19 protein-coding genes and 2 pseudogenes are annotated in these 19730 nt (G+C 69.5%); 5 read left to right on the top strand and 16 right to left on the bottom strand.

Features of this window, described 5'->3' with window-relative positions; translation table 11 throughout:
- Positions 1–89: 89 nt before the first annotated feature.
- The 4 genes and pseudogenes from ACFYO1_RS19955 to ACFYO1_RS19940 all read right to left on the bottom strand — a co-directional run.
- The gene (locus ACFYO1_RS19955; protein ID WP_387232856.1) at positions 90–707 is read right to left on the bottom strand and encodes an urea amidolyase associated protein UAAP2; all 618 of its coding nucleotides are present in this window, start codon (positions 705–707) and stop codon (positions 90–92) included.
- Positions 704–1459, bottom strand: coding sequence for a DUF1989 domain-containing protein (locus ACFYO1_RS19950; protein ID WP_387232853.1), 756 nt, complete (start codon positions 1457–1459; stop codon positions 704–706). The genes ACFYO1_RS19955 and ACFYO1_RS19950 overlap by 4 nt, the downstream gene beginning before the upstream one ends.
- A 45-nt stretch (positions 1460–1504) precedes the next feature.
- Positions 1505–1618 (bottom strand): annotated as a pseudogene (locus tag ACFYO1_RS19945).
- Positions 1619–1666: 48 nt separating this feature from the next.
- Positions 1667–3079: pseudogene (locus ACFYO1_RS19940) on the bottom strand (amino acid permease); the annotation flags it as partial.
- 207 nt (positions 3080–3286) lie between these two features.
- Between ACFYO1_RS19940 and ACFYO1_RS19935 the strand changes: the two are divergent.
- Complete coding sequence (locus ACFYO1_RS19935) at positions 3287–3955, top strand: TetR/AcrR family transcriptional regulator (RefSeq protein WP_387232850.1); 669 nt, start codon at positions 3287–3289, stop codon at positions 3953–3955.
- A 3-nt stretch (positions 3956–3958) separates the two neighbouring features.
- On the opposite strand, the gene ACFYO1_RS19930 is transcribed toward ACFYO1_RS19935, so the two are convergent.
- The 7 genes from ACFYO1_RS19930 to ACFYO1_RS19900 all read right to left on the bottom strand — a co-directional run bounded on the left by ACFYO1_RS19930 (position 3959) and on the right by ACFYO1_RS19900 (position 9715).
- The gene (locus ACFYO1_RS19930) at positions 3959–5350 is read right to left on the bottom strand and encodes a TerD family protein (RefSeq protein WP_387235240.1); all 1392 of its coding nucleotides are present in this window, start codon (positions 5348–5350) and stop codon (positions 3959–3961) included.
- Positions 5351–5397: 47 nt separating this feature from the next.
- A complete protein-coding gene (locus ACFYO1_RS19925) occupies positions 5398–5928 on the bottom strand; it encodes a hypothetical protein (protein ID WP_387232847.1) in 531 nt (176 codons plus the stop codon).
- Between the two features lie 49 nt (positions 5929–5977).
- Complete coding sequence (locus tag ACFYO1_RS19920) at positions 5978–6778, bottom strand: family 1 encapsulin nanocompartment shell protein (protein WP_387232845.1); 801 nt, start codon at positions 6776–6778, stop codon at positions 5978–5980.
- Positions 6775–7794 carry a Dyp-type peroxidase gene (locus ACFYO1_RS19915; RefSeq protein WP_387232842.1) on the bottom strand — a complete coding sequence of 340 codons (1020 nt, stop codon included), beginning with the start codon at positions 7792–7794 and terminating at the stop codon, positions 6775–6777. The genes ACFYO1_RS19920 and ACFYO1_RS19915 overlap by 4 nt, the downstream gene beginning before the upstream one ends.
- A 60-nt stretch (positions 7795–7854) precedes the next feature.
- On the bottom strand, positions 7855–8181 hold the full coding sequence (locus tag ACFYO1_RS19910; protein ID WP_150401995.1) for a cupin domain-containing protein: 327 nt from the start codon (positions 8179–8181) through the stop codon (positions 7855–7857).
- 210 nt (positions 8182–8391) lie between these two features.
- On the bottom strand, positions 8392–8883 hold the full coding sequence (locus ACFYO1_RS19905) for a dihydrofolate reductase (protein WP_387232839.1): 492 nt from the start codon (positions 8881–8883) through the stop codon (positions 8392–8394).
- A gap of 34 nt (positions 8884–8917) precedes the next feature.
- Positions 8918–9715: a thymidylate synthase gene (locus ACFYO1_RS19900; protein WP_387232836.1), complete on the bottom strand. Its 798-nt coding sequence runs from the start codon at positions 9713–9715 to the stop codon at positions 8918–8920.
- Positions 9716–9758: 43 nt separating this feature from the next.
- On the opposite strand from ACFYO1_RS19900, the gene cobF reads away from it, so the two are divergent.
- Together cobF and ACFYO1_RS19890 are read left to right on the top strand one after the other, a co-directional pair.
- Entirely contained in the window at positions 9759–10496 is a 738-nt protein-coding gene (gene cobF / locus ACFYO1_RS19895) for a precorrin-6A synthase (deacetylating) (protein WP_387232833.1), read from the top strand.
- 40 nt (positions 10497–10536) lie between these two features.
- Positions 10537–11406: an Fpg/Nei family DNA glycosylase gene (locus ACFYO1_RS19890; RefSeq protein ID WP_387232830.1), complete on the top strand. Its 870-nt coding sequence runs from the start codon at positions 10537–10539 to the stop codon at positions 11404–11406.
- Positions 11407–11409: 3 nt separating this feature from the next.
- Here the strand turns inward: ACFYO1_RS19890 and ACFYO1_RS19885 are convergent, their stop codons facing one another.
- Genes ACFYO1_RS19885 through ACFYO1_RS19870 form a run of 4 tightly spaced genes read right to left on the bottom strand, consistent with a single transcriptional unit; the run spans position 11410 to position 15997 of the window.
- Positions 11410–12915 (bottom strand): carboxylesterase/lipase family protein, encoded by a 1506-nt coding sequence (locus ACFYO1_RS19885; RefSeq protein WP_387232827.1) that lies wholly within the window; start codon positions 12913–12915, stop codon positions 11410–11412.
- Positions 12916–12928: 13 nt separating this feature from the next.
- Entirely contained in the window at positions 12929–14374 is a 1446-nt protein-coding gene (locus ACFYO1_RS19880) for a dihydrolipoyl dehydrogenase family protein (RefSeq protein ID WP_387235237.1), read from the bottom strand.
- Positions 14371–14616, bottom strand: a complete 246-nt coding sequence (locus ACFYO1_RS19875; protein WP_387232824.1) for a DUF2630 family protein — start codon at positions 14614–14616, stop codon at positions 14371–14373. Before ACFYO1_RS19875 ends, ACFYO1_RS19880 begins: the two co-directional genes overlap by 4 nt.
- A gap of 10 nt (positions 14617–14626) precedes the next feature.
- A complete protein-coding gene (locus tag ACFYO1_RS19870; RefSeq protein ID WP_387232820.1) occupies positions 14627–15997 on the bottom strand; it encodes a PLP-dependent aminotransferase family protein in 1371 nt (456 codons plus the stop codon).
- A gap of 80 nt (positions 15998–16077) precedes the next feature.
- Here ACFYO1_RS19870 and ACFYO1_RS19865 point away from each other — a divergent pair, with 80 nt between their 5' ends.
- Positions 16078–16770, top strand: a complete 693-nt coding sequence (locus ACFYO1_RS19865; protein ID WP_387232817.1) for a pyridoxamine 5'-phosphate oxidase family protein — start codon at positions 16078–16080, stop codon at positions 16768–16770.
- Positions 16771–17198: 428 nt separating this feature from the next.
- Entirely contained in the window at positions 17199–18398 is a 1200-nt protein-coding gene (locus tag ACFYO1_RS19860; protein WP_387232814.1) for a PucR family transcriptional regulator, read from the top strand.
- A gap of 7 nt (positions 18399–18405) precedes the next feature.
- Here the strand turns inward: ACFYO1_RS19860 and ACFYO1_RS19855 are convergent, their stop codons facing one another.
- Positions 18406–19722: a hypothetical protein gene (locus tag ACFYO1_RS19855; RefSeq protein ID WP_387235234.1), complete on the bottom strand. Its 1317-nt coding sequence runs from the start codon at positions 19720–19722 to the stop codon at positions 18406–18408.
- Between the last annotated feature and the right edge of the window lie 8 nt (positions 19723–19730).

Genomic DNA, 19730 nt, shown 5'->3' with positions numbered 1-19730 from the left:
GGTGGCCTGTGCGGCAACGACTTCGCTGGTCCTCCGGCATGTTCCGGTGGCAGTTCCGCGGGAAAGATCGCCGGATAGTTCGGTGCTGGTCATTTGGACACCACCATGCGCACCGGGGTGGGGTCGAAGCCGTTGCAGGGGTTGTTGATCTGCGGGCAGTTGGAAACCAGGACAAGGGTGTCGATTTCGGCGCGGAGGGTGACTTTCTTTCCCGGCGAGGACAATCCGTCGACGATGCCGAGCGTGCCGTCGGCCTCCACCGGCACGTTCATGAACCAGTTGATGTTCGAGACCAGGTCGCGCTTGCCGAGACCCCAGCGCAGTGCCGCGGTGAGGAAGTTCTCCACGCAGGCGTGCTGGTGCCGGGTGTGGTGTCCGTAGCGCAGCGTGTTCGACTCCTGGGAGCAGGCGCCCGCGATGGTGTCGTGATTGCCGACCTCGTCAGCGACGACGGTCATCAGCGCGGTGCCCGCGTCGGTCAGCAGCACGCTGCCGGTGGTGAGGAAGATGTTGCGCTGCGCGGCGACGGTGGCCTGCGCGCTGTAGCGGTCGGTGTGGTCGGCCGCCGAATAGAGCAGGCAGTCCACGGCCTGGTTGCCGTGCAGGTCGATGATCTCCAACTGCTCGCCCGCCTTGACGACCGCGGACCACGGGGCGCGGGCGGGGACGGTCTCGTCGAGCACGATGGTGCGTGCGGTGGTGTTCACGGCCTTACCTCCAGGGTCAGTGCGGCCGTCCAGGCCCGTTCGGTGTTCTCTACGGCCCGTTGGTATTCCGGGTCGGTGCTGTGTTCGACGGCGAGATCCTCCGGCGCGGCCCAGGCGACGACGTCGAGATCCGTTGCGGCGCGGTCGTCGAGCGGGTGCGCGGCGTCGGCGACGAGCAGCACGACCGGGAGGTGCACCAGCAGGTCGACCGACGACCCGGGCGCGGCGCTGCCGGTGGCGGTCAGTGCGCCGTCGGATTCCACGCGGACACCGCGGAAGAACGACACCGTCGGTCCGATATCCCGCGGCTGCAGACCATGTTTGGCACCCGCCAGGCACAGCAGCTGCCGTGCCTCGGCGGTCGGGCCGCACAGGGTGTCGTGGCTGCCCGAGGTGTCGGCGAGGACGGTGGCGAGAACGCGGCCCTGATCGGACAGCAGCGGATGGCCGTCGCCGAGATAGGCCTGCCACGGAACCTTGACCGTGTCAGCGACATTCAGGCGTTCCCACGGTGCCTCGGGGCGCACCAGCAGCAGATGTGCACAGGCGGCGCCGGCCGGGTCGGACAACCGGATCCGAGTTCCGCGGCCGAGCACGACATTCGCGTATCCGTTCGGCGGAACGCGCTGGGCGAAAGTGATTCTCGCCGGCTCGACGCCCTGAGGCAGTTCGGGTCCCTCGATGGTCGCCGTGGCGGCCTGGGATCGCGCGTGTGCTCGCGCGCTCTCGGTGGATGCGGTGCTGCTGGTCATTGTTGCCTCCTTGCACTTGGTGCGGCCGGGGACCGGCGTTCGCCGAGCGGCCGGCCGGATTCGAACCGGGCGCGGTGGTGACCGGCACCACCACCGCGCCACCGGTCAGGCGGACTCTGTTTTCGGCGAGTGCTGGACGAGCCGGTGCACCACGACCCCCACACCGACGACGAGCAGCACGAACAGCGGTGCGGCCCAGAGCATCCACCAGCCGCCGCCGTTCGGCGTGTAGACCTCGGCGCGCGGCCAGGCCAGGTTCACCGCCATCGCGATGCCCCACAGCACGGCTAGCGTGTTCACCGGAATGCCCAAGCGCCCCAGGCTGAACAGCCCGGTCTCGGCGCCTTCGTCCGCGGGCATGCCTTTGATCCGCCGCACCAGCAGCGGGACGGTGACCAGCAGATACGCCAGGTACAGCGTCACGATGCAGACGCTGGCCAGGGTCGCGAAGATCGCGGCATTGCCGAGATTCAGCACGAGCAGGCCGATACCGAGCACGCCGATGATGACCGCGGGCAGCACCGGGGTGCCGAAGCGCGGGTGCACGGCGGCGAGCCGCCGGGCGAACGGCAACTTGCCGTCGCGCGCCATGGAGAACATGAGCCGCGAGCCGGCCGTCTGGATGGCCAAGGTGCACACCGTGATCGCGATGGCGACACAGCTGAGCAGCACGGTGCCCGCCGGGCTGTCCAGCTTCGAGGTGAGCACGTAGGCCAGGCCCTCGGTGGCCAGCGAGCCGTCGGACAGGCTCGGCGCGGCCATCAGCGCGCCGATCAGCAGCAGCCCGCCGCCGAGCGCGGACACCGCGAGTGCGGTCAGGATGGTGCGCGGGGCGACCCGGCGCGGATTCTTCGTCTCCTCGGAAAGCTCACCGGCGGAATCGAATCCGACCATGACATAGGCGGCCATCAAGCCCGACACCAGGAACGCGGCCCAATACGAACCGGGCACGGCCTGATCGGTCTGCACCACCACGCCGGGCCCGCGCTCGGTGTGGGTGAAGAACAGGCCGATGATCGCGAGCACGCCGACGATCTCCACGGTGACGCCGATCGAGTTGATCCGCGACATCAGGTCGATGCCGATCACGTTGATCACCGTGGTGACCGCCAGCAGGATGCTGCCCAGCAGCACCGCGTTGGTCGCGCCGGAGGACGAGGTGAGCGCGGTGTCGTCGCCGACGATCTGGAAGCCGCTCCAGATCGACGGCAGCACCACCTGCAACGCGATCGCAGCCGCCGCGGCGGTGACGATCTGCGCGATGACCATCATCCACCCCGCGAACCAGCCGATGAGCTCGCCGCCGAGCCGGCGCGACCACTGGTAGATGCAGCCCGAGATCGGGTAGCGCGCCGCCAGTTCGGCGAAATTCAATGCGACGAGGAACTGCCCGGCGAACACGATCGGCCAGGTCCAGAAGAACGCGGCGCCGCCGAACGAATAGCCGAAGCCGAAGAACTGGAAGATCGTGGTGAGGATGGAGACGAACGAGAAGCCGGCGGCGAACGAGGCGTAGCGGCCGAGTTTGCGATGCAGCACCGGTTCGTAGCCGAATCGGGCCAGGTCGGCGCCGTCGCGGCTGGTGTCGGGCGGAGGGGCGGGGGCGAATGTTGTGGCCATGAGGGTCCTTCGGCGAGCGGCCAATACCTATCAGATGACAGTTTTGCGTCGGCGATCGCGCTTTCGGTGACCCGTGTGTATCGCTTGCGGTAACTCCGGTAACTTCTGCGTTGCCGAGATTTCTATCGGGTGACAGAAACCTCTCACCAGCTACCGGGCGACCGGGCGTCTCGGGTCGGTCCGGTGCAGACCTGCCAGAATGAACCTGTGGCAAACCTCGGCCCCGGCCGTCCTCGTGTGGAGCAGCGACGCCGTCGCGGCCAGACGCCGCGCGCCGAGATCTTGGACGCCGCGGGGGAGCTGTTCACCACCAATGGCTACGCGAACACCTCCACCCGTGTGGTAGCCGACGCGGTCGGCATCCGTCAGGCATCGCTCTATCACCACTTCGCCGCCAAGGATGACATCCTCGATGCGCTGCTTGCCGAAACCATAGCTGCCCCACTGGAACTCGCCGAGCGACTGGGGAACGTGCCGGTGCCTGCGCCAACCCGTCTTTACGCACTGGCGCTGTTCGACGTCCGGCAACTCTGTGCCGCGCGCTGGAATCTCGGCGCGCTGTACCTGCTTCCGGAGCTGCGCACCGAGCGGTTCGCCACGTTCCGGCTGCGGCGTGACCAATTGCGCGAACACTACGAGAGTTCGGCCGCGGCGGTGCTTTCCGAGGCCGGCGGCGCGGGCATCGTCGGGGCCGAGGCGTTGCCGTTCCGGCTGGTGGAGATGGTGATCAGCATGCGCTCGGACGAGGGCAACGCGCCCGCGGACGCGGAGCGGACGATCCCCGAGGCCGCGCTGCGTGTGCTCGGCTGGCCGGGAGACCTGAACGCGCTGCGCGACGACGCGCAGCGCGTGCTCGATCAACTCGACCCGGCGTAAGCCTTACTTTCCGGCGCTGCGTCCCCACTTGAGGCCCCACCCGTACGCCTGGTCGACTTCCTTCTTGCCCCACAGCGGCCGACCGGCCGGCGGCCGGATGAAGATGCCTTGACGATGAACGACGAACTCCCCGTTGATGTTCTCGATCAACGCGAGCACCATCTCGCGCGAGTTGTCGGTGCATCCGTCGACCAGCATCTCGATCGGCGGCGAGCCGATCGGATACAGCGTGGCCGTCGCGTGCACGCCGCGAAAGTCGTCCGCGCCCGCGTACAGCGAGGCGAACACCAGGATGCGGCGGAACTTCGCGGTGTGATCGAGGTTGATGTCGAGGTTCTCACCCGCGGCGACGGCGCCGGTCCGGTCGTCCTGATCGAGCTGGATGAACGGCGCCTTGCGCAGCGAGCCGAAGCTGTCGAGCGGGCCGATCGAGCCCTTCGTCCCGTCGGTCATCTCCCAGAAGCAGCACAGGTCCAGATCGAGACCGCCCGCGCCCTTGCGCTTGCCGAACTTGCGTGGGGCGGGCGCGGCGGTGCCGGTCCAGTTCAGGTTGATCCGCATGATGCCGCCGGTCGCACCCTGCTTGGTCAGCGAGATGGAGGGGGCCGCTTTGGTCAGTGAGATCTTGGCCAGGTTGACCGGTGCCCCCGGCGGCGGTGAAAACTGCTGCGGGGGAGCCATGTTCGGCGGCGGTGCACCGTAAGTGCCGGGCGGCGGCGGGTATCCGGCAGGCGGCTGCCGCGGCGGTGGGAATTGTGGTTGCGGCGGGGCGTATTCGGGCATCGGCGCGACCGGTGGCGGCGGCGCGGTGAACTGATGCGGCGGCGCGACGGGCGGCGGTGGCGGGGTGAACTGGTGCGGCGGCGCGGCCGGTGCCGGTGCGTCGTCGACCGAGATGCCGTAATCGGTGGCCAGACCGGCCAATCCGGAGGCGTAGCCCTGCCCGATCGCGCGGAACTTCCACCCGCCCTGGCGGCGATAGAGTTCGCCGAGCACGAACGCGGTCTCGGTGGTCGCGCCGGCGCTGTCGAACCGGGCCACCTCGGCGCCGGTGCCGGGATCCACCAGACGCACGTAGAGCCCATGGAATTGACCGAAGGTGCCGCCGTCCGCGGAGGCCGCGATCACGATGGTCTCGATCTGCGGTTCGACCTGGCTCAGGTTCGCCGACAGCACGTCGAGCACGGTCGGGCCCTGCTGCTTACCCTCGTGGCGGACCGCGCCGGACGGATGCACGGGCTGGTTGTAGAAGACGAAGTCGTTGTCGCCGCGCACCTTGCCCGCCACCAAGAGCAGCGCCGAGGCGTCGGCGTCGGGCACCCCGGGCCCGCTCTGCCAGCCCAGCTCGATCCGGACGGCGGACTGCGGCACCGCGATGTTGGCGCCCTTCGTCATCGACACACTTGCCAACGTATCGCCAAACCCGCCGATTGGGTACCTGGTCAGCGGGTAGGCGGCGCGATCTCCCAGTGCTGCTGCAAGGCGCCGGCGATCTCGGGAAGCACGGTGACCGGAATCCGCTTGCGCCGCAACAGCGCCCGGATCTCGGTGACCTGTTCCCGTTTACGCAGGTCGTAGGCGCCGGAGACCGGGCGGAGCACGGGCGGGATGGACAGCAGCACCAACTCACCGTGTTCCTCGTCCCCGCCGGATAGATCCAGCGCCAGCGACCAGCGGGATCGTTCGTCCAGGGTGAATCGGCCGGCGACCACCCGGTCCCAGTCCACGCTGGATTCGGTCCACGGCGTGCGCCGGTAGATAGTCCGCTCGGTGAGCACGACGGCATCCCTGGCGAACAGTGCCGCGACGACGGCGACGCCGGCGACCGCGCCGGCCAACAAACCGGTGAACACCCGGTTCACGCCGAACAACGCGACGACTCCCGCGCACAGCGCCACGGTCACCAGGATCCCGAGGGAGCTGTACAGCGCCGCCCGCCGAGTCGGTACCACACCCGCCCGCACCATCGTCATCTCACCTACTCACTGTGCGGCACACACTACCGTCCGCCCGCCCCGCAGATCAGGCCTCCAGGGCTACCGCGGCCTCGGCGGTGTAGACCAGGAACGTCAGGCTCTGCTGGAAATACAGCTCGACCGACTCGGCGTCGTGCGACAGGTAGCCGATCGACAGGTCCTGACCGATCCGCAGGTCGTAGTCGCCGCCACGGCAGGTCAGCACGAACGCGCCGTCGATGGCGGGCGCCCAGATGATCTCGCCGTCCGGGATGAGCCGTTCGATGTGCGTGCGGATCGGGTGCCCGTGATCGGAGGTCTCGCTGACCGCCGTGAACAGCTCCGCGCTGAGCAGCACCGAGTACGGCCCGTCGACGCCGGCCAGGCGCAGCGCGGTGAGCGCCTGGGTGACCGACTCCGGCACCAGCCGCGGATCGCTCGGCAACGCGATCGCCTGATTGGTCGAACTCGCCCGGATGCCGGTGATGTTCGCGGCCGGGTAGCCCTCGAAGATGGCCCGGTCCTCGGCGAACGCGATCTTCTTCGCGGCGTCCTTCACCGCGTCCAGGTCGGGGTCCATCGCGCCGCGTTCGACGTTGTCCAGCTCCTCGCGCGAGAGCCGGAACGGCACCCGCAGCTCGACCAGCGGCGCGACCACCCGCTGCCGGGCCTGCACGCCCTCGTCGGGCGCGGCGATCGGGGTGGTGTGCCCGGTGCCGACCGCGGAGTAGTCCAGGCCGTGCGGGCCGGACAGGTCGACGACGCGGCGCCCGGCGATGTGCCGCTTGAAGGTGCGCGTCGCCTCTTCCTCGATGGCCGACCATGCCTCGGCGGTGATCGGCGCGAGTTCGCGATAGAGGTTGTTCATGCCTGCGTGCTCCTTTTCAACGTGCCGATACCGAGTGAGCCCGACCCGATGTCGTTGGGCTGCACGTCTGCTGCCGCTATGGCCTCGTCCGGCGGCGGGGGAAGTTCATCGAAGAAGTCGAGCGACGGCGCGAAGAACGAGGTGCCGGTGACCGCGATGGAGAAGTCCAGGATGCGGTCGTAGGCGGCCTCTTCGGTGCCGACGAACATGCGGGTGAGCATCAGTTCGGTGACGCTCGGGGTCGCCGCGTAAGCGACGTAGTACGTGCCGAATTCGCCGTCCTTGACGCTGCCGAACGGCATATTGGCGCGCAGGATCTCGCGTTCGGTGCCGTCGGCGTCGACGATGGTGTTCACCGCGACATGCGAGTCGGCAGGCTTGTCGGCGTCGGACAGCTCGAAATCGTCGAGCTTGGTGCGTCCGATCACCTTCTCCTGCTCCTCGACCGAGAGCGCGCGCCACTCCGCCATCGGATGCAGGTACTTCTGCACGATGACGTAGCTGCCGCCGCGGAAGTCCGGGTCCTCGTCGCCGACGAGTGCGGCGGCGTAGGCGCCCTGACCCTCCGGATTCTCCGTGCCGTCGACGAAGCCGAGCAGGTCGCGCTGTTCGAAGTAGCGGAACCCGACAGTCTCGTCGATGATCGTGGCCGCGCCGGCCAGCCGGTCGCCGAGGGTCATGGCCAGCTCGAAGCACGCGTCCTGGTTTTCCGCCCGGATGTGGAACAGCAGATCGCCCGGCGTCGCCGGGGCCCGGTGGTGTTTGCCGACGAAGCCGGGGAAGTCGTGCAGTTCGGCCGGCCGTGGTCCGGCGAAGAGCCGGTCCCAGGCCGCGGAGCCGATCGAGGTGACGCAGTTGAGGCCGGCGCCGGGAATCCGGAAGCCGACCGAGCGGCGCAGGCCCTGCACGTCGGCGAGGGTGTCCCGGACAACCGCCTCGCCGCCCTCGTCGATGGTGGCGACAAGGAAGATCGCGGCCGGGGTGAGCGGATCGAGAATCGGCTGCGGCTCACTCATGATCTTCAGCCTAGTGCCCGGCACCGACACCCCGGCCAGGCGGCACGGGCACCGCGGCTACTACTTGGCGACCGTCAGCAGGAAGGCCACATCGTCCACGGCCATCACGCTGTGCCGCGCCTTGGGCACCACGAGCAGATCGCCCGTCGAACCCTTCCATTCGTTACTGCCGCTGATCAGGGTGAGCGTGCCGCTGAGCACCAGCAGCGTGGCCTCGCCCGCGTTGTCGTGCTCGGCCAGGCTCTGGCCCGCGCTGAGCCCGACCACGGTCTGCCGCAGTGAATTCGCGTGCCCACCGTAGATGGTTTGCGAGCTCCGCCCGCTGGTGGCGGTGCTCGCGATCTTGAGCTGTTGTCGAGCAACCGCAGTCAGCGATTTCTTGTCCATGGACCGCCTTTCGCAAATGACAACAGCCGGTACGAGGGCTGGTCGCACCGGCTCGGGAGTCCGGACGGACGCAGGCCCGGCCCCACTTATCCAGGAGTATGCCCGACCGTGCTCGGTCTCGAGTCGGGTTTGCGTGGCCGTGGCGTTCTGTGATCGAACGGTGTTGTGCCGCCGCGATGATCGATGCGGGGAGTTTGCCGACTAGTCGGATTAGCGGCGGGTGTAGCGCCGGATCCGATACCGCAGACCGGTGGTCGATTCCTGCCATCGCGCGCTCTCGTCGGCTGCCCACTCGGGTCCGATGAGGGGAGCGTACGCGTCGCCCGCGACGTCGGTGTCGACCTCGGTGACGAGCAGGTCGGTGGCGAAATCCAGCGCGGCGCGGTAGATTTCACCGCCACCGGCGATCCACACGGTCTCCGGGTCGCTCAGTGCCAGTGCCTCGGTCAGCGACCCGGCGCGTTCGGCGCCCTCGGCCGCCCAGTCCGGCTGTCTGGTCACCACGATGTTGCGGCGTCCGGCCAGCGGACGAAACCTCGGCGGCAGCGAATCCCATGTGCGTCGGCCCATTACCACCGGATGTCCCATGGTGGCCGACTTGAAGTTCGCCATGTCCTCGGGCACCCGCCACGGGATCGTGTTGCCGGCGCCGATCACGCCGTCGGGTGTCTGCGCCCAGATCAGTCCGATCGTGCGCGTCACGGCTGCGCCCTTCCGCGCGGCCCGGTGCGCTCGCTCACACCGCCACCGGGGCCTTTATCGCCGGATGATGTTGGTAGTCAACGACTTCCACGTCCTCGTAGACGTAGTCGAACAATGACGTCGCCGGGCGCAGCTTCAGCGTCGGGAACGGGAACGGGTCGCGGGTGAGCTGTTCGGTGACCTGCTCGACGTGGTTGTCGTAGATGTGGCAGTCGCCGCCGGTCCAGATGAATTCGCCGAGCCCCAGTTCGGTCTGCTGCGCGACCATCTGGGTGAGCAGCGCGTAGCTGGCGATATTGAACGGCACGCCGAGGAACAGGTCGGCGCTGCGCTGGTACAGCTGGCAGGACAGCTTGCCGTCGGCCACATAGAACTGGAAGAACGCGTGGCACGGCGCGAGCGCCATCTTGTCCAGCTCGGCGACGTTCCAGGCGGACACGAGCATGCGCCGCGAGTCCGGGTTGGTGCGCAGGGTGTGCAGCACCTCGGAGATCTGGTCGATGTGCAGGCCGTCCGGCGTCGGCCAGGACCGCCACTGCACGCCGTAGACCGGGCCGAGCTCGCCGTCCGCGTCGGCCCATTCGTCCCAGATCGAGACGCCGTGCTCCTGCAGCCACTTCGCGTTGGAGTCGCCGCGCAGGAACCAGAGCAACTCGTAGACGATCGATTTCAGATGCACCTTTTTGGTGGTGATCAGCGGGAAGCCCGCCGAAAGGTCGTAGCGCAGCTGATGTCCGAAGATGCTGCGGGTGCCGGTGCCGGTGCGGTCCGCCTTCGTCGTGCCGGACTCCAGCACCAGCCGGAGCAGATCCTCGTACTGGGTATCGGTCACGCCTGCCAACTCTAGTCGGCGCGGCGCCTGCCAAACTCGGCGCATGCGCAAGCTCTATGTGATCGGCATCGGCGCGGGTGACCCCGACCAGGTGACGGTGCAGGCGATCAAGGCGATGCGGCAGGTCGAGGTGTTCTTCGTCATCGGCAAGGGCGCCGAGAAGCGCGAGCTGATCGAGGTGCGGACCGCGATCCTGGCCGAGCACGTGGATCGGCCGTATCGGATCGTGGAGATCGCCGACCCGCCGCGCGATCGGACGCCCGCGGATTATCAGGGCGTTGTCGAGGACTGGCACGAGCGGCGCTCCGCACTGCTGGAAGACGCGTTCGCGCAGGTGGATGGGGTCGGCGGGATTCTGGTGTGGGGTGATCCGGCGCTGTACGACAGCACGTTGCGGATGATCGAACGGGTGCTCGCGCGCGGCACCACGCACTTCGAGTACGCGGTGATTCCGGGCGTCACCAGCGTGCAGGCGCTGGCCGCGCGCCATCGCATGGTGCTGCACCGGATCGGCGAGCCGGTGCACATCACCACCGGCAGGCGGCTGCGCGAGGAGGGGCTGGCGGGCTCCGCGGTGGTGATGCTGGACGGTGACTGCTCGTTCACCGAGGTGCCGGGCGCGGACGTGCACATCTGGTGGGGCGCCTACCTCGGCATGCCGGATGAGACGCTGATCGAAGGCCCGCTGCGCGAGGTGGAACAAGAGATCGTCGAGCGCCGCGCCCGGCTGCGCGCCGAAAAGGGCTGGATCATGGACATCTATCTGCTCAGTCGGGGCTGACTGTCCTGTTCTTGTCGGTGATCGCCGGTAACCTGACCTTGTGCCCGAACTACCTGAGGTGGAGGCGCTGGCGCAGTTCCTGCGGGAACACGCGGTCGGCGCGGTGGTCGGGCGCGTGGATGTGGCGGCGCTCAGCGCGGTGAAGACGTTCGAGCCGCCGGTGACCGCGCTGTCCGGCCGGGATGTGACCGGGGCCGGACGCTGGGGAAAGTTTCTCGGCCTGGACTGCGGCGGATTGTGGCTGATCACGCACCTGTCCCGGGGTGGCTGGCTGCGCTGGATCGACGAGCCGAGCCAGACGCCGCCGAAGCCGGGCGGCAAGAGTCCGCTGGCGCTGCGCGTGCACTTCTTCACCCCGGAGGGTGCGACGCCCGCCTTCGATCTCACCGAGGCCGGCACCAAGAAGCGGCTCGCGGTCTACATCGTCGACGATCCGAAGCTGGTGCCCGGCATCGCCCGGCTCGGCCCGGACGCGCTCGAGGTGAGCGAGGACGAGTTCATCGAGATCCTGCGCGGCACCTCGCAGCGGATCAAGACGGCGATAGTCGACCAGACCCTGCTGGCCGGCATCGGCAACGCCTACTCCGACGAGATCCTGCACGCCGCCAAGGTCTCCCCGTTCGCCAACACGAAAACCCTTGCGGCGAACCATGGGCCCGAGCTGTACGCGGCCATGCGCGCGGTGCTCACCGATGCCGTGCGGCGTTCGTCAGGCCAGGCCGCCGCCCGTCTCAAGGGCGAAAAGCGTTCCGGCATGCAGGTTCACGCTCGCACCGGCCAGCCGTGCCCGGTGTGCGGCGACACCGTGCGCGAGGTGTCCTACGCCGAGCGTTCCTTCCAGTACTGCCCGACCTGTCAGACCGGCGGCAAGATCCTCGCCGACCGGCGGATGTCCCGGCTGCTCAAGTAGCGATCAGGTCAGGGTGGGCACCCGGATGCCTTGCCAGGCAAGGCGTTTGGCCTTGTCCGGGTCGTGTTCCAGACGGGTGGGGGTATCGATGATCAGGGTGGTGCGGCGGGATTCGGTGTAGGCGGGCCAGGAGGGCAGCGGGGCGCCGGTGCGCGCGAACGCGAGCCAATTGTCCTGGAATTGGGCGGTGACGGAGTGCAGGCCGCGCCGGCCGCCGGCGGCAGTGAGGGCGCGGCCGAATGCCGCGTCGCCGCCGCCGAAGACGGGAATCAGGTCCGAGGCGTGGGTGGCGCCGAGACCCGCGAGGTGCATCGAGCGCGGGGCGAAGTCGTAGCGGTAGGCGTAGGTGGGGGCGTGCCTGCTGTGGCCGGCCATGACGGTGACCGACGGGCGCCAGAAGACGAAGTCGCCACCGGCGCGCACGGCCGCCTTGGCCGCCGGATAGCCGGGATAGGCCGCGGCGATTCGGGATTCGGCGGCTTCGTCGGCGATGGCGGCGCGCAGCCGTTCGGGGGTGGTGGGCAGTGAGTCCGCGAACTTGGCGAACAGGGTGCCTTCGTCGCGGTTCGTGCCGATGATGAGCGGGACCCGATGCGCATTGCCGTCGACGATCGCGTCGATCGGCGCCTGCGGTAGCAGGGCACCGTCGACCACCGGGGAAATCGGGAACAGGCCGCGGCGTTCGCGCAGGACTCGATTGCTGGTGCGGTCGACCGCGCGCCGGATGTCGTTGGCGTTCGCGGTGAGCAATGCGGTGGCCGCCTGATCCGGGGTCGCGCCGAGCGTTTCGACACAGCGCCGGGCGAATACGCGTGCGTCGTCGGCGGTCATGGCCCAGTCGGCCGGTGGGCTCTGCGAAATAGCCTGGTGGAACAGGCCTTTCGCGGACGGTGTGGCGAGCAGGCTGAGTACCGCGTGGGCGCCTGCGGATTCGCCGAAGATGGTGACGTTGCCGGGATCGCCGCCGAACGCGGCGATATTGGTGCGTACCCACTCCAGCGCGGCCACCTGATCGCGCAGGCCGAGGTTCGACTCGAAAGTGTGTCCCGGCGTGGAGAACTCACCGAAATCGACATAGCCGAACGCGCCCAGCCGATAGTTCAGCGATACCAGCACGGCATCCCCGCGCACCGCGAGCCGCCCGCCGGAGTACAGCGCGAGCGCCGACGTGCCGGTGAGATAGCCGCCGCCGTGGATGAACACCAGCACCGGCCGCGGCCGGTCCGACGGTGTCACCGGCACGGTGACATTGAGTGTCAGCGAGTCCTCGTTGGTCGGCTGGTACCGGCGCGGCCCGATTCGCGCGCCGGCCCGATGCTGCATCGCGGCGAACCCGTACTCGGTGCTCTCCCGCACCCCGGTCCACGGCGTGACCGGACGCGGAGCCCGAAAACGCAAGTCGCCCACCGGCGCGGCCGCGTAGGGCAGGGACCGCCAGCGCAACACGCGGCGGCCGCGACGACCCCGGACGACTCCGTCGGCGGTCTGGATATCTGTCGATGCCACCATTCGCCAATGGTACTTACGCGCGCCGTGTCTCCAACAGGCGTAACCAGAACTCGCTCACCGCGGGAAACGCGGGCACCGCGTGCCACAAGGTTGCCAACGGCACCTTGCCGACCACCGCGATCGTGGCCGCGTGCAGCTGCTCGCCCGCCTCCGGGCCGACGAAGGTCGCGCCTAGCAGCGTGTCGGTGGCGGTATCGATGACCAGCTTGGCGTGGCCGGCGAAGTCGTTGCGCGCCAACGCGGAACCGGCCACCGAGATGTCGAGTTCCACGGTCTCGACCGCATGGCCCGCGTCCCTGGCCGCGGCCTCGGTCAGGCCGACGGAGGCGACCTCGGGTGCCGTGTACACGACCTGGGGAACCTGCCCGTGGTCGGCGCTCGCGGTGAACCGGGGATCGTCGAGCGGCCTGCCCTCCGCGCGGGCCGCGATCACGTCGCCGCACACCCTGGCCTGGTACTTACCCATATGGGTCAGCGCGGCACGATGGTTCAGATCGCCGACGCAGTACAGCCAGTCGCCGTCTACATCGCGCACGGTCAGCCGATCGTCGACCGGGACATAGCCTTCCTTCAGCCCGACTGAGTCCAGGCCGAGACCGCCGGTGGCGGGCGCGCGTCCGGCGGCCACGATGATCTCGTCGGCCTCGAGTTCGGTATCGCCCTGGGCGCCGTGTACCCGCACGGTGACCGGCCCGCCGTGGATCCGGCCTTCGCCGGTGTCCTTGGCGTCGGGCCGGTGCACGCTCGTCGGAGAGGTATCGAGCAGCACCCGCACACCCCGCTCTGTCAGCGCCGCGACCACGCGCTCACCCGCGAACGGTTCGGCGGACGCGAGCACCGCACCGCCGCGCACGACCATGCTGACCTGCGCGCCGAGCGCGTTCAGCCAGGTCGCCGCCTCGCACGCCACGACGCCGCCGCCGATGATCACCACGCGCCCTGGGACCTCGTGCAGGTTGGTGGCGTCGCGCGAGATCCACGGCAGCGCGTCGCGCAGGCCCGGCACGTCCGGGACGCTCGCGGTGGTGCCGGTGGCCAGCACCACCGCGTGCCGGGCGCGCAGCACCCGTCCGTCTACCTCGACCAGTCGCTCCCCGACGAGCTTGCCGGTGCCGCGGACGACCTCGATGCGATGGTCACCGGCCCACTTCACCTGCGAGGTGTCGTCGTGGTCGCTGACGAAGGAATCGCGCCGCCGCAGCACCGCCTCCACGTCGAGGCCGGTGGCTGAGATCCCGTCCATCGCCCGGGCGGCGCCCAGCACGTGGCCGGGCCGCAGCAGGGCCTTGCTCGGAATGCAGGCCCAGTAGGAGCATTCGCCGCCGACGAGTTCGCGTTCCACGATCGCGGCGGTCCGGTCGCTTCCGGCGATGGCGTAATCGGCGGCGTTCTCGCCTGCCGGACCGCCACCGATCACGATGACGTCGTACTCGGTAGGTGTACTGGACATGGCGGTTATTGCAGGTAGCCCTCGACCTGAGCGGCAGAGCTCGGTTCGGCGTCGTCCGGCGATTCGCCCTGGTCGATCCGGGCCCGGCGGTGCCGCAGCAGATCCCACGCCTGGTCCAGCAGCACCTCGAGCTCGGCGAGTTGCCTGCGTTCGTCCTTGGGGTCCAGGTCGCCCTTGGCGGCCTGGGCGCGGAGCTCGTGCTCCTGGTCGACGAGTGCCTTGATCCGGGCCAAAACGTCCTGTTCGGTCATGCGGACTATGCTACGGCCGCGCCAGGCACGCGGCGGCGATCGGCACCGCCCTGGCCAGGTCGGGCCAGGAGAGCGCGGTGTAACCGAGCGTGACGCCGAAGTGGTGCCGCCGTGCGCTGTGGTGGTAGCGGGCGAGCGGGTCGAGCGCGACGCCCTCGGCGGCGGCCGCGGCGACGCCGCGTTCCTCCGCCTCGGCCGAGGCGAGCGGTACCACCACGTGCGTGCCCGCGTCGTCGCCGAGGACCTCGAGCCCCTGACGGCGCAGCTCGCTCACCATGAGGGCGCGCCGGGGTGGCAACTCGCGGCGCAGCCGGCGCAGGTGCCTGGCCAGGTCGCCGTGCGCGGCGAGCGCGACGAACACCTGCTGGCCCGCCGGGCTCGGACTGGTCCCGGTCCTATTCCGATGCGCTACAACGGCATCGGCGATCGCCGGCCCGGCGACCAGCCAGCCGACGCCGAGGCTCGGCGAGAGGATCTTGCTGGTGGTGCCGAGATGCACGACCACATCCGGCGCCATCGCGGCCAGCAGGGGCAGCGGCGCGGAGTCGTAGCGCAATTCGCCGTCGTAGTCGTCCTCGATGATGAGCAGTCCCTGCCTGCGGGCGTGCTCGACGAGTTCGACCCGGCGCGCGGCGGGCAGCCGGGCGCCGAGCGGGAATTGGTGGGCGGGTGTGCAATACACGGCTTTGATGTCCGGTGGCAGCAGATCGACGCGGAGGCCATTGGTATCGATCGGAACCGGGCGGACCTGGATCCCCGCCGCCGCGAAAGCCCCTGCGGCGCGCTGATATCCGGGGTCCTCCATGGCGATGGCGTCGCCGGGGGACAGCAGTGCCGCCGCGAGTTCGCCTACGGCGGAACTGGTTCCGGCCGTCGCCAGCACCACCGTTTCGCTGCCCGCACCGAGTCCGCGATGGCGCAGCAGATGGTCGACGATCGCCGCGCGGAAATCCGGCTCACCCGCCCGGTCCTTGCGCACCAATGGCGACAGGTCGGCCGCGGCTCGCCAAGCCCGCCGCCACGCGGGTCGATCGATGGCATCGGCGCACGGTGCGCCGGGCTGCAGGTCGAGCAGTGCCGGACCGTCGTCCACACCGTCCGGCGTGAGTGCGCGCAGCGGTGCGGCGGGCGGTGCGGTGGTCAGGTAGGTGCCGGAACCGCGCTTGCCGCTGATCCAGCCCTCGGCGTGCAGTTGATCGAAGGCGGCGGCCACGACGGTGCGGCTGACGCCGAGCCGCTCGGCCAGCGAGCGCGACGACGGCAACCGGTCGCCGCCGCGCAGCAGCCCATTACTCGCCGCGGCGCGCAGGCCGTCGGCGACCTGCACCGACAGCGGCTCCGGCAGCGCGCGGTCGAGGTCGAGGGGGAGATCGTCGAGCACCGGTCACCTCACAAATGGACTGTAAGAATTCGCTTGAATTGGCACTTTCATAGTGCCACTCCGGACTGGATGCTGGTCTCATGACGCAATCGGCCGATCCCCGGACCCCGCTGTCGCCGACCCCGCGCAGCACGCTGACCCGATCCAAGGAACGCGCGCGCAGCGAGCGCGCGGACCTCGACGCCGTCCTCGACGCGGGCCTGGTCTGCCACCTCGGCGTGCTGCTCGGTGGTGCGCCGGTGGTGCTGCCCACCATTTACGGGCGCGACGGCGACACCCTCTACCTGCACGGTTCGACCGGCGCGGGCAATTTGCGCGCGGCCTTGGCCGGGGATGTCTCGGTCGCGGTCACGCTGGTCGACGGCGTCGTCTACGCCCGCTCGGCGTTCCACTTCTCGATGAACTTCCGCTCGGCGGTGGTGCACGGCCGCGCGACCGAGGTCACCGACGCCGGGGCGCGGATGCGCGCGCTCGAGGTGATCACCGAACACGCCGCGCCGGGCGCCTGGTCGCGGGTGCGGTTGCCGAACAAGAAGGAACTGGCCGCGACCATGGTGCTGGCGCTCGATCTCACCGAGGCCTCGGTGAAAGTCCGCAGCGGTGGCCCCAGCGACGACCCGGCGGATATCGACAACGGTGGGGTGTGGGCGGGTGTGCTGCCGGTACGCCAGGTCTGGGGCGAGCCGATCGATTCGGCCGACCTCCAGCCGGGGCTGGCGGTGCCGAGTGACGTGCTCGAGCGCGCGGAGCCCGGTCTCGTTCCGGCGCGGTGACACCGACACTGCGGTCACGCGAGTGCGCGGGTTGCTGATCGCGCTAACCCGTTGTGCGGGAACGCCGTTCGGCCGGCCCGGTACGACGGCAGTTCGCGTCCACCCTCCGGTGCCTGCTCAGGCGGCCTGCGGACCGCGGTGCCCATCGGATGGGCCTCGTCGAGCTGTTCGTGCGCTGGCTCGGCCGGCGCAAGGAGGGGAGTGGATAGCGACAGCACTGGGCCGAGCGCGGGTGCGGTGGTGATGACACCACGTCGGCGCGACGTACCTGGGCAGGACAATGTGTCGTGGGTCACCGTTCGTGCGACAAAGAATCGGCCCGGTGTTTGTGCATCGGACGGGAACCGCAGGTTGGTTGCGTGCACTACTTGACGCTGGCAGAAAGTGCCTATTGTCGAGAGTGGTTTGTGTATGTAAACAATGTGCGGGTGACTGCACCCTCTGATCCTGCCGCGCTGGCCGAGTTCTCCGACTTTGTGCGGGCGGCGTTGCCCGATGTTGCTCGTGATCTGCTCACGGCGGTGCTCGGCGAGGTGCCGTCGTATCGAGAGCTGCCCGCCGACCAGAGCGGCCGCGACCTGCCGCTCGCCGCCGAGGCCAACCTGCGGCTGTTCCTGCGGTCGCTGGGCGAGGGGCGTACGCCGCGCCCGGACGAGCTGACCGAGCTGATCGACATCGCGGTGCGGCGGGCCAGGGCCGGGATCCCGCTCGACACCGTGCTCTCGGTGTATCACCTGGGCGCGGTGGCCGCGTGGAACTCGGTGGCCGCCTTGGCCACCACGCCGGAGCAGCGCGAACAGCTGTTGGCCGCAGTGCCTTACATGCTCGGATACCTCGGCGCGGTGACGCCGGGGGTCGCGGGCGCGTACCTGCGCGAGCGGCAGGATTTGCACTGGGAGCAGCGGGAGGCCAAACGCGCGGTGGCGCAGGCGCTGGTGCGCGGCAATCCCGTCGACCTGCTGGCCGAGCGGTTCGGCATCGCCCTGGACGGCGGGTTCGATGTGCTGGTGTTCCGGGTGGCCGAGCCGGAATCGTCGGGGGCTGGCCGCCCGGTGCTGCGCATCGTGCAGACCGAGATCGACGCGGTGTCCAGCCGGGTGCTCGGTTCCGTCGAGCGCGGCGGGGGGGTGGTGCTGGTGCCGGGCGCGCAGGGCGAACTCGCCACGGCCCTGGACGCTTTCGTCACCCGCGTGGCACAGGGGACCGGAGCGCGCACGGTCGCCGGCTTCGCCACCGCGGCCGGCGTGGACGACGTGCCCGCCGCCGCGGCGGAGGCCGGTGAAATCGCCAGGCTCGCTTACCAACTCCGGCGGCCGACCGCGGTGTACCGGATGGCGGACCTGGCGTTGCAGTATCAACTCGCGCGACCAGGGCCCGCGCGGACCTGGCTGCTCACCCTGCTCGACCCGCTCCGTGACCAGCCGCACCTGATGGAAGCGCTGCGCGCGCTCATCGACAACGACTACAACCGGCAGCAGGCCGCGGCCGCGCTGGTCGTGCACCGGAACACGCTCAACTATCGGCTCAACCGGATCGCGACGGTTACCGGTTACGACCCCAACCGGCCGGATCACGCTCAGCTCTTCGCCGCCGCGCTCACCGCGAGTGATATCGACGAGATGGAGTGACGCCCGGTCACCAGGGATGCGCGGGAAGGCCGGATTCCAGCAGCGTCTGCTGCGCCAAATCCGTTAGTGCTGCGGAGGATTCGATACCTGCCGGGTCGAGACCGACCAGCGACAGGAGATAGTCGTCGCCGATGCGGCAGAGATAGCCGGACAGCCGGGTTCGCGGGAGCTGGGTGGTGGTGAGGCCCGGATGAATCGCCCGCGCGGCGACGCCGAGGCATCGGTGCGGACCCAGTGTGCGCAGGGTGGCGGGCAGGGTTCCGATGTTGGAGCACAAGATGTCTCGCTCACCTGCGCCCTTGGACAACGCGTAGGCCCAGCGGTCCGGTATCACCTGTAGCAGTTCCTCGGGCAGGCCGCCGGGGCTGGACATGCGGCGCTCGTAGGCGGCGCGGGCCTTCTCCCGGATAGTCGAGGGGGTGTCGGCGCGGTCGATGGCGATGTCGGTCATCGACAGATCGTTGTCGACCCGGGGTTCGTCGCGGGTGTCGACCGGAAGGCTGGCGTCGATCGTGTCGGGCCGGAACCCGCTGGCCCACAGCATGTTCGCGACCAACGCGATGAACAGGCTGTTGGCGGTGCCGTCCTGGGCGATGGCGGCGTTGTCCCAATCGGCGACGGGGCATCGGAGTACGGCGCTATGCGTCCGCACCGGGGCGTCGGTGTGGTCACGGCTGGTTGCTCGGGGAGGCCGGTCGGGAATCCCGCGGCGCAGCGCGTTGGCGGTCCCGCGCAAGACGATCGACCACTGTCTTCGCGCATCGGCCCACTCCGAGCCCGTTGCCGGCGCGCCGGTCCCCGCCCCGCCGGGCCGGCCCGGCGAGTCGCGATGCGTTGCGCCGGCGGAGTGGGCTGCCGGCGCGGTGGGCGCGCCTGCGGTCAGGGACGTGCCACCGAGCGCGTCGTCCACCGCGAGCACGAGTCCTCGGCCGTCGGCAAGCGCGTGCGAACAGGTAAGGGAAACAAGGGAACCGCCATCGTCCAGCGCCACGGCGGACAGTCGCCAGCCGGGACCGAATTCGGGGTCGAGGCCGGCGCCCTGTGCGTCGGCCCACTCCATGAGCGCGGTGGTGTGGATCGGCCGATCGGTGAGCGCGAGCGGATAGGCCCGGGTAGTCCGCTGCCAGGATCGCCGGGCGCCCGGCACCTGCGGCCGAATCACCCGTCGTCCCAACGGCCCGGTCCGTAATGCCGCGTGCACCGCGTGCAGCAGCGCCGGATCGATGCGGTCGGCGGTGCGCCACAAGCCTTGCAGCGCGATGGGGGTGCCGAGGCCGCGATGAGTACGCAGGAAGATCTCGTCGACCACACTCAACCGGCCCATCGGGCGCA

The organism is Nocardia sp. NPDC006044 (assembly GCF_042871115.1).
Classification (GTDB): Bacteria; Actinomycetota; Actinomycetes; order Mycobacteriales; family Mycobacteriaceae; genus Nocardia.
This window is presented reverse-complemented; position numbering and strand designations above follow the sequence as displayed.

What these genes read in the sequence shown, in the direction of transcription:
- ACFYO1_RS19875 (WP_387232824.1), bottom strand. Translation starts at nt 14,616, where the DNA reads ATGACCGAACAGGACGTTTTGGCCCGGATCAAGGCACTCGTCGACCAG.
- cobF (WP_387232833.1), top strand. Translation starts at nt 9,759, where the DNA reads ATGCGCAAGCTCTATGTGATCGGCATCGGCGCGGGTGACCCCGACCAG.
- ACFYO1_RS19885 (WP_387232827.1), bottom strand. Translation starts at nt 12,915, where the DNA reads ATGGTGGCATCGACAGATATCCAGACCGCCGACGGAGTCGTCCGGGGT.
- ACFYO1_RS19855 (WP_387235234.1), bottom strand. Translation starts at nt 19,722, where the DNA reads ATGGGCCGGTTGAGTGTGGTCGACGAGATCTTCCTGCGTACTCATCGC.
- ACFYO1_RS19930 (WP_387235240.1), bottom strand. Translation starts at nt 5,350, where the DNA reads ATGACGAAGGGCGCCAACATCGCGGTGCCGCAGTCCGCCGTCCGGATC.
- ACFYO1_RS19910 (WP_150401995.1), bottom strand. Translation starts at nt 8,181, where the DNA reads ATGGACAAGAAATCGCTGACTGCGGTTGCTCGACAACAGCTCAAGATC.
- ACFYO1_RS19925 (WP_387232847.1), bottom strand. Translation starts at nt 5,928, where the DNA reads ATGACGATGGTGCGGGCGGGTGTGGTACCGACTCGGCGGGCGGCGCTG.
- ACFYO1_RS19915 (WP_387232842.1), bottom strand. Translation starts at nt 7,794, where the DNA reads ATGAGTGAGCCGCAGCCGATTCTCGATCCGCTCACCCCGGCCGCGATC.
- ACFYO1_RS19865 (WP_387232817.1), top strand. Translation starts at nt 16,078, where the DNA reads ATGACGCAATCGGCCGATCCCCGGACCCCGCTGTCGCCGACCCCGCGC.
- ACFYO1_RS19920 (WP_387232845.1), bottom strand. Translation starts at nt 6,778, where the DNA reads ATGAACAACCTCTATCGCGAACTCGCGCCGATCACCGCCGAGGCATGG.
- ACFYO1_RS19950 (WP_387232853.1), bottom strand. Translation starts at nt 1,459, where the DNA reads ATGACCAGCAGCACCGCATCCACCGAGAGCGCGCGAGCACACGCGCGA.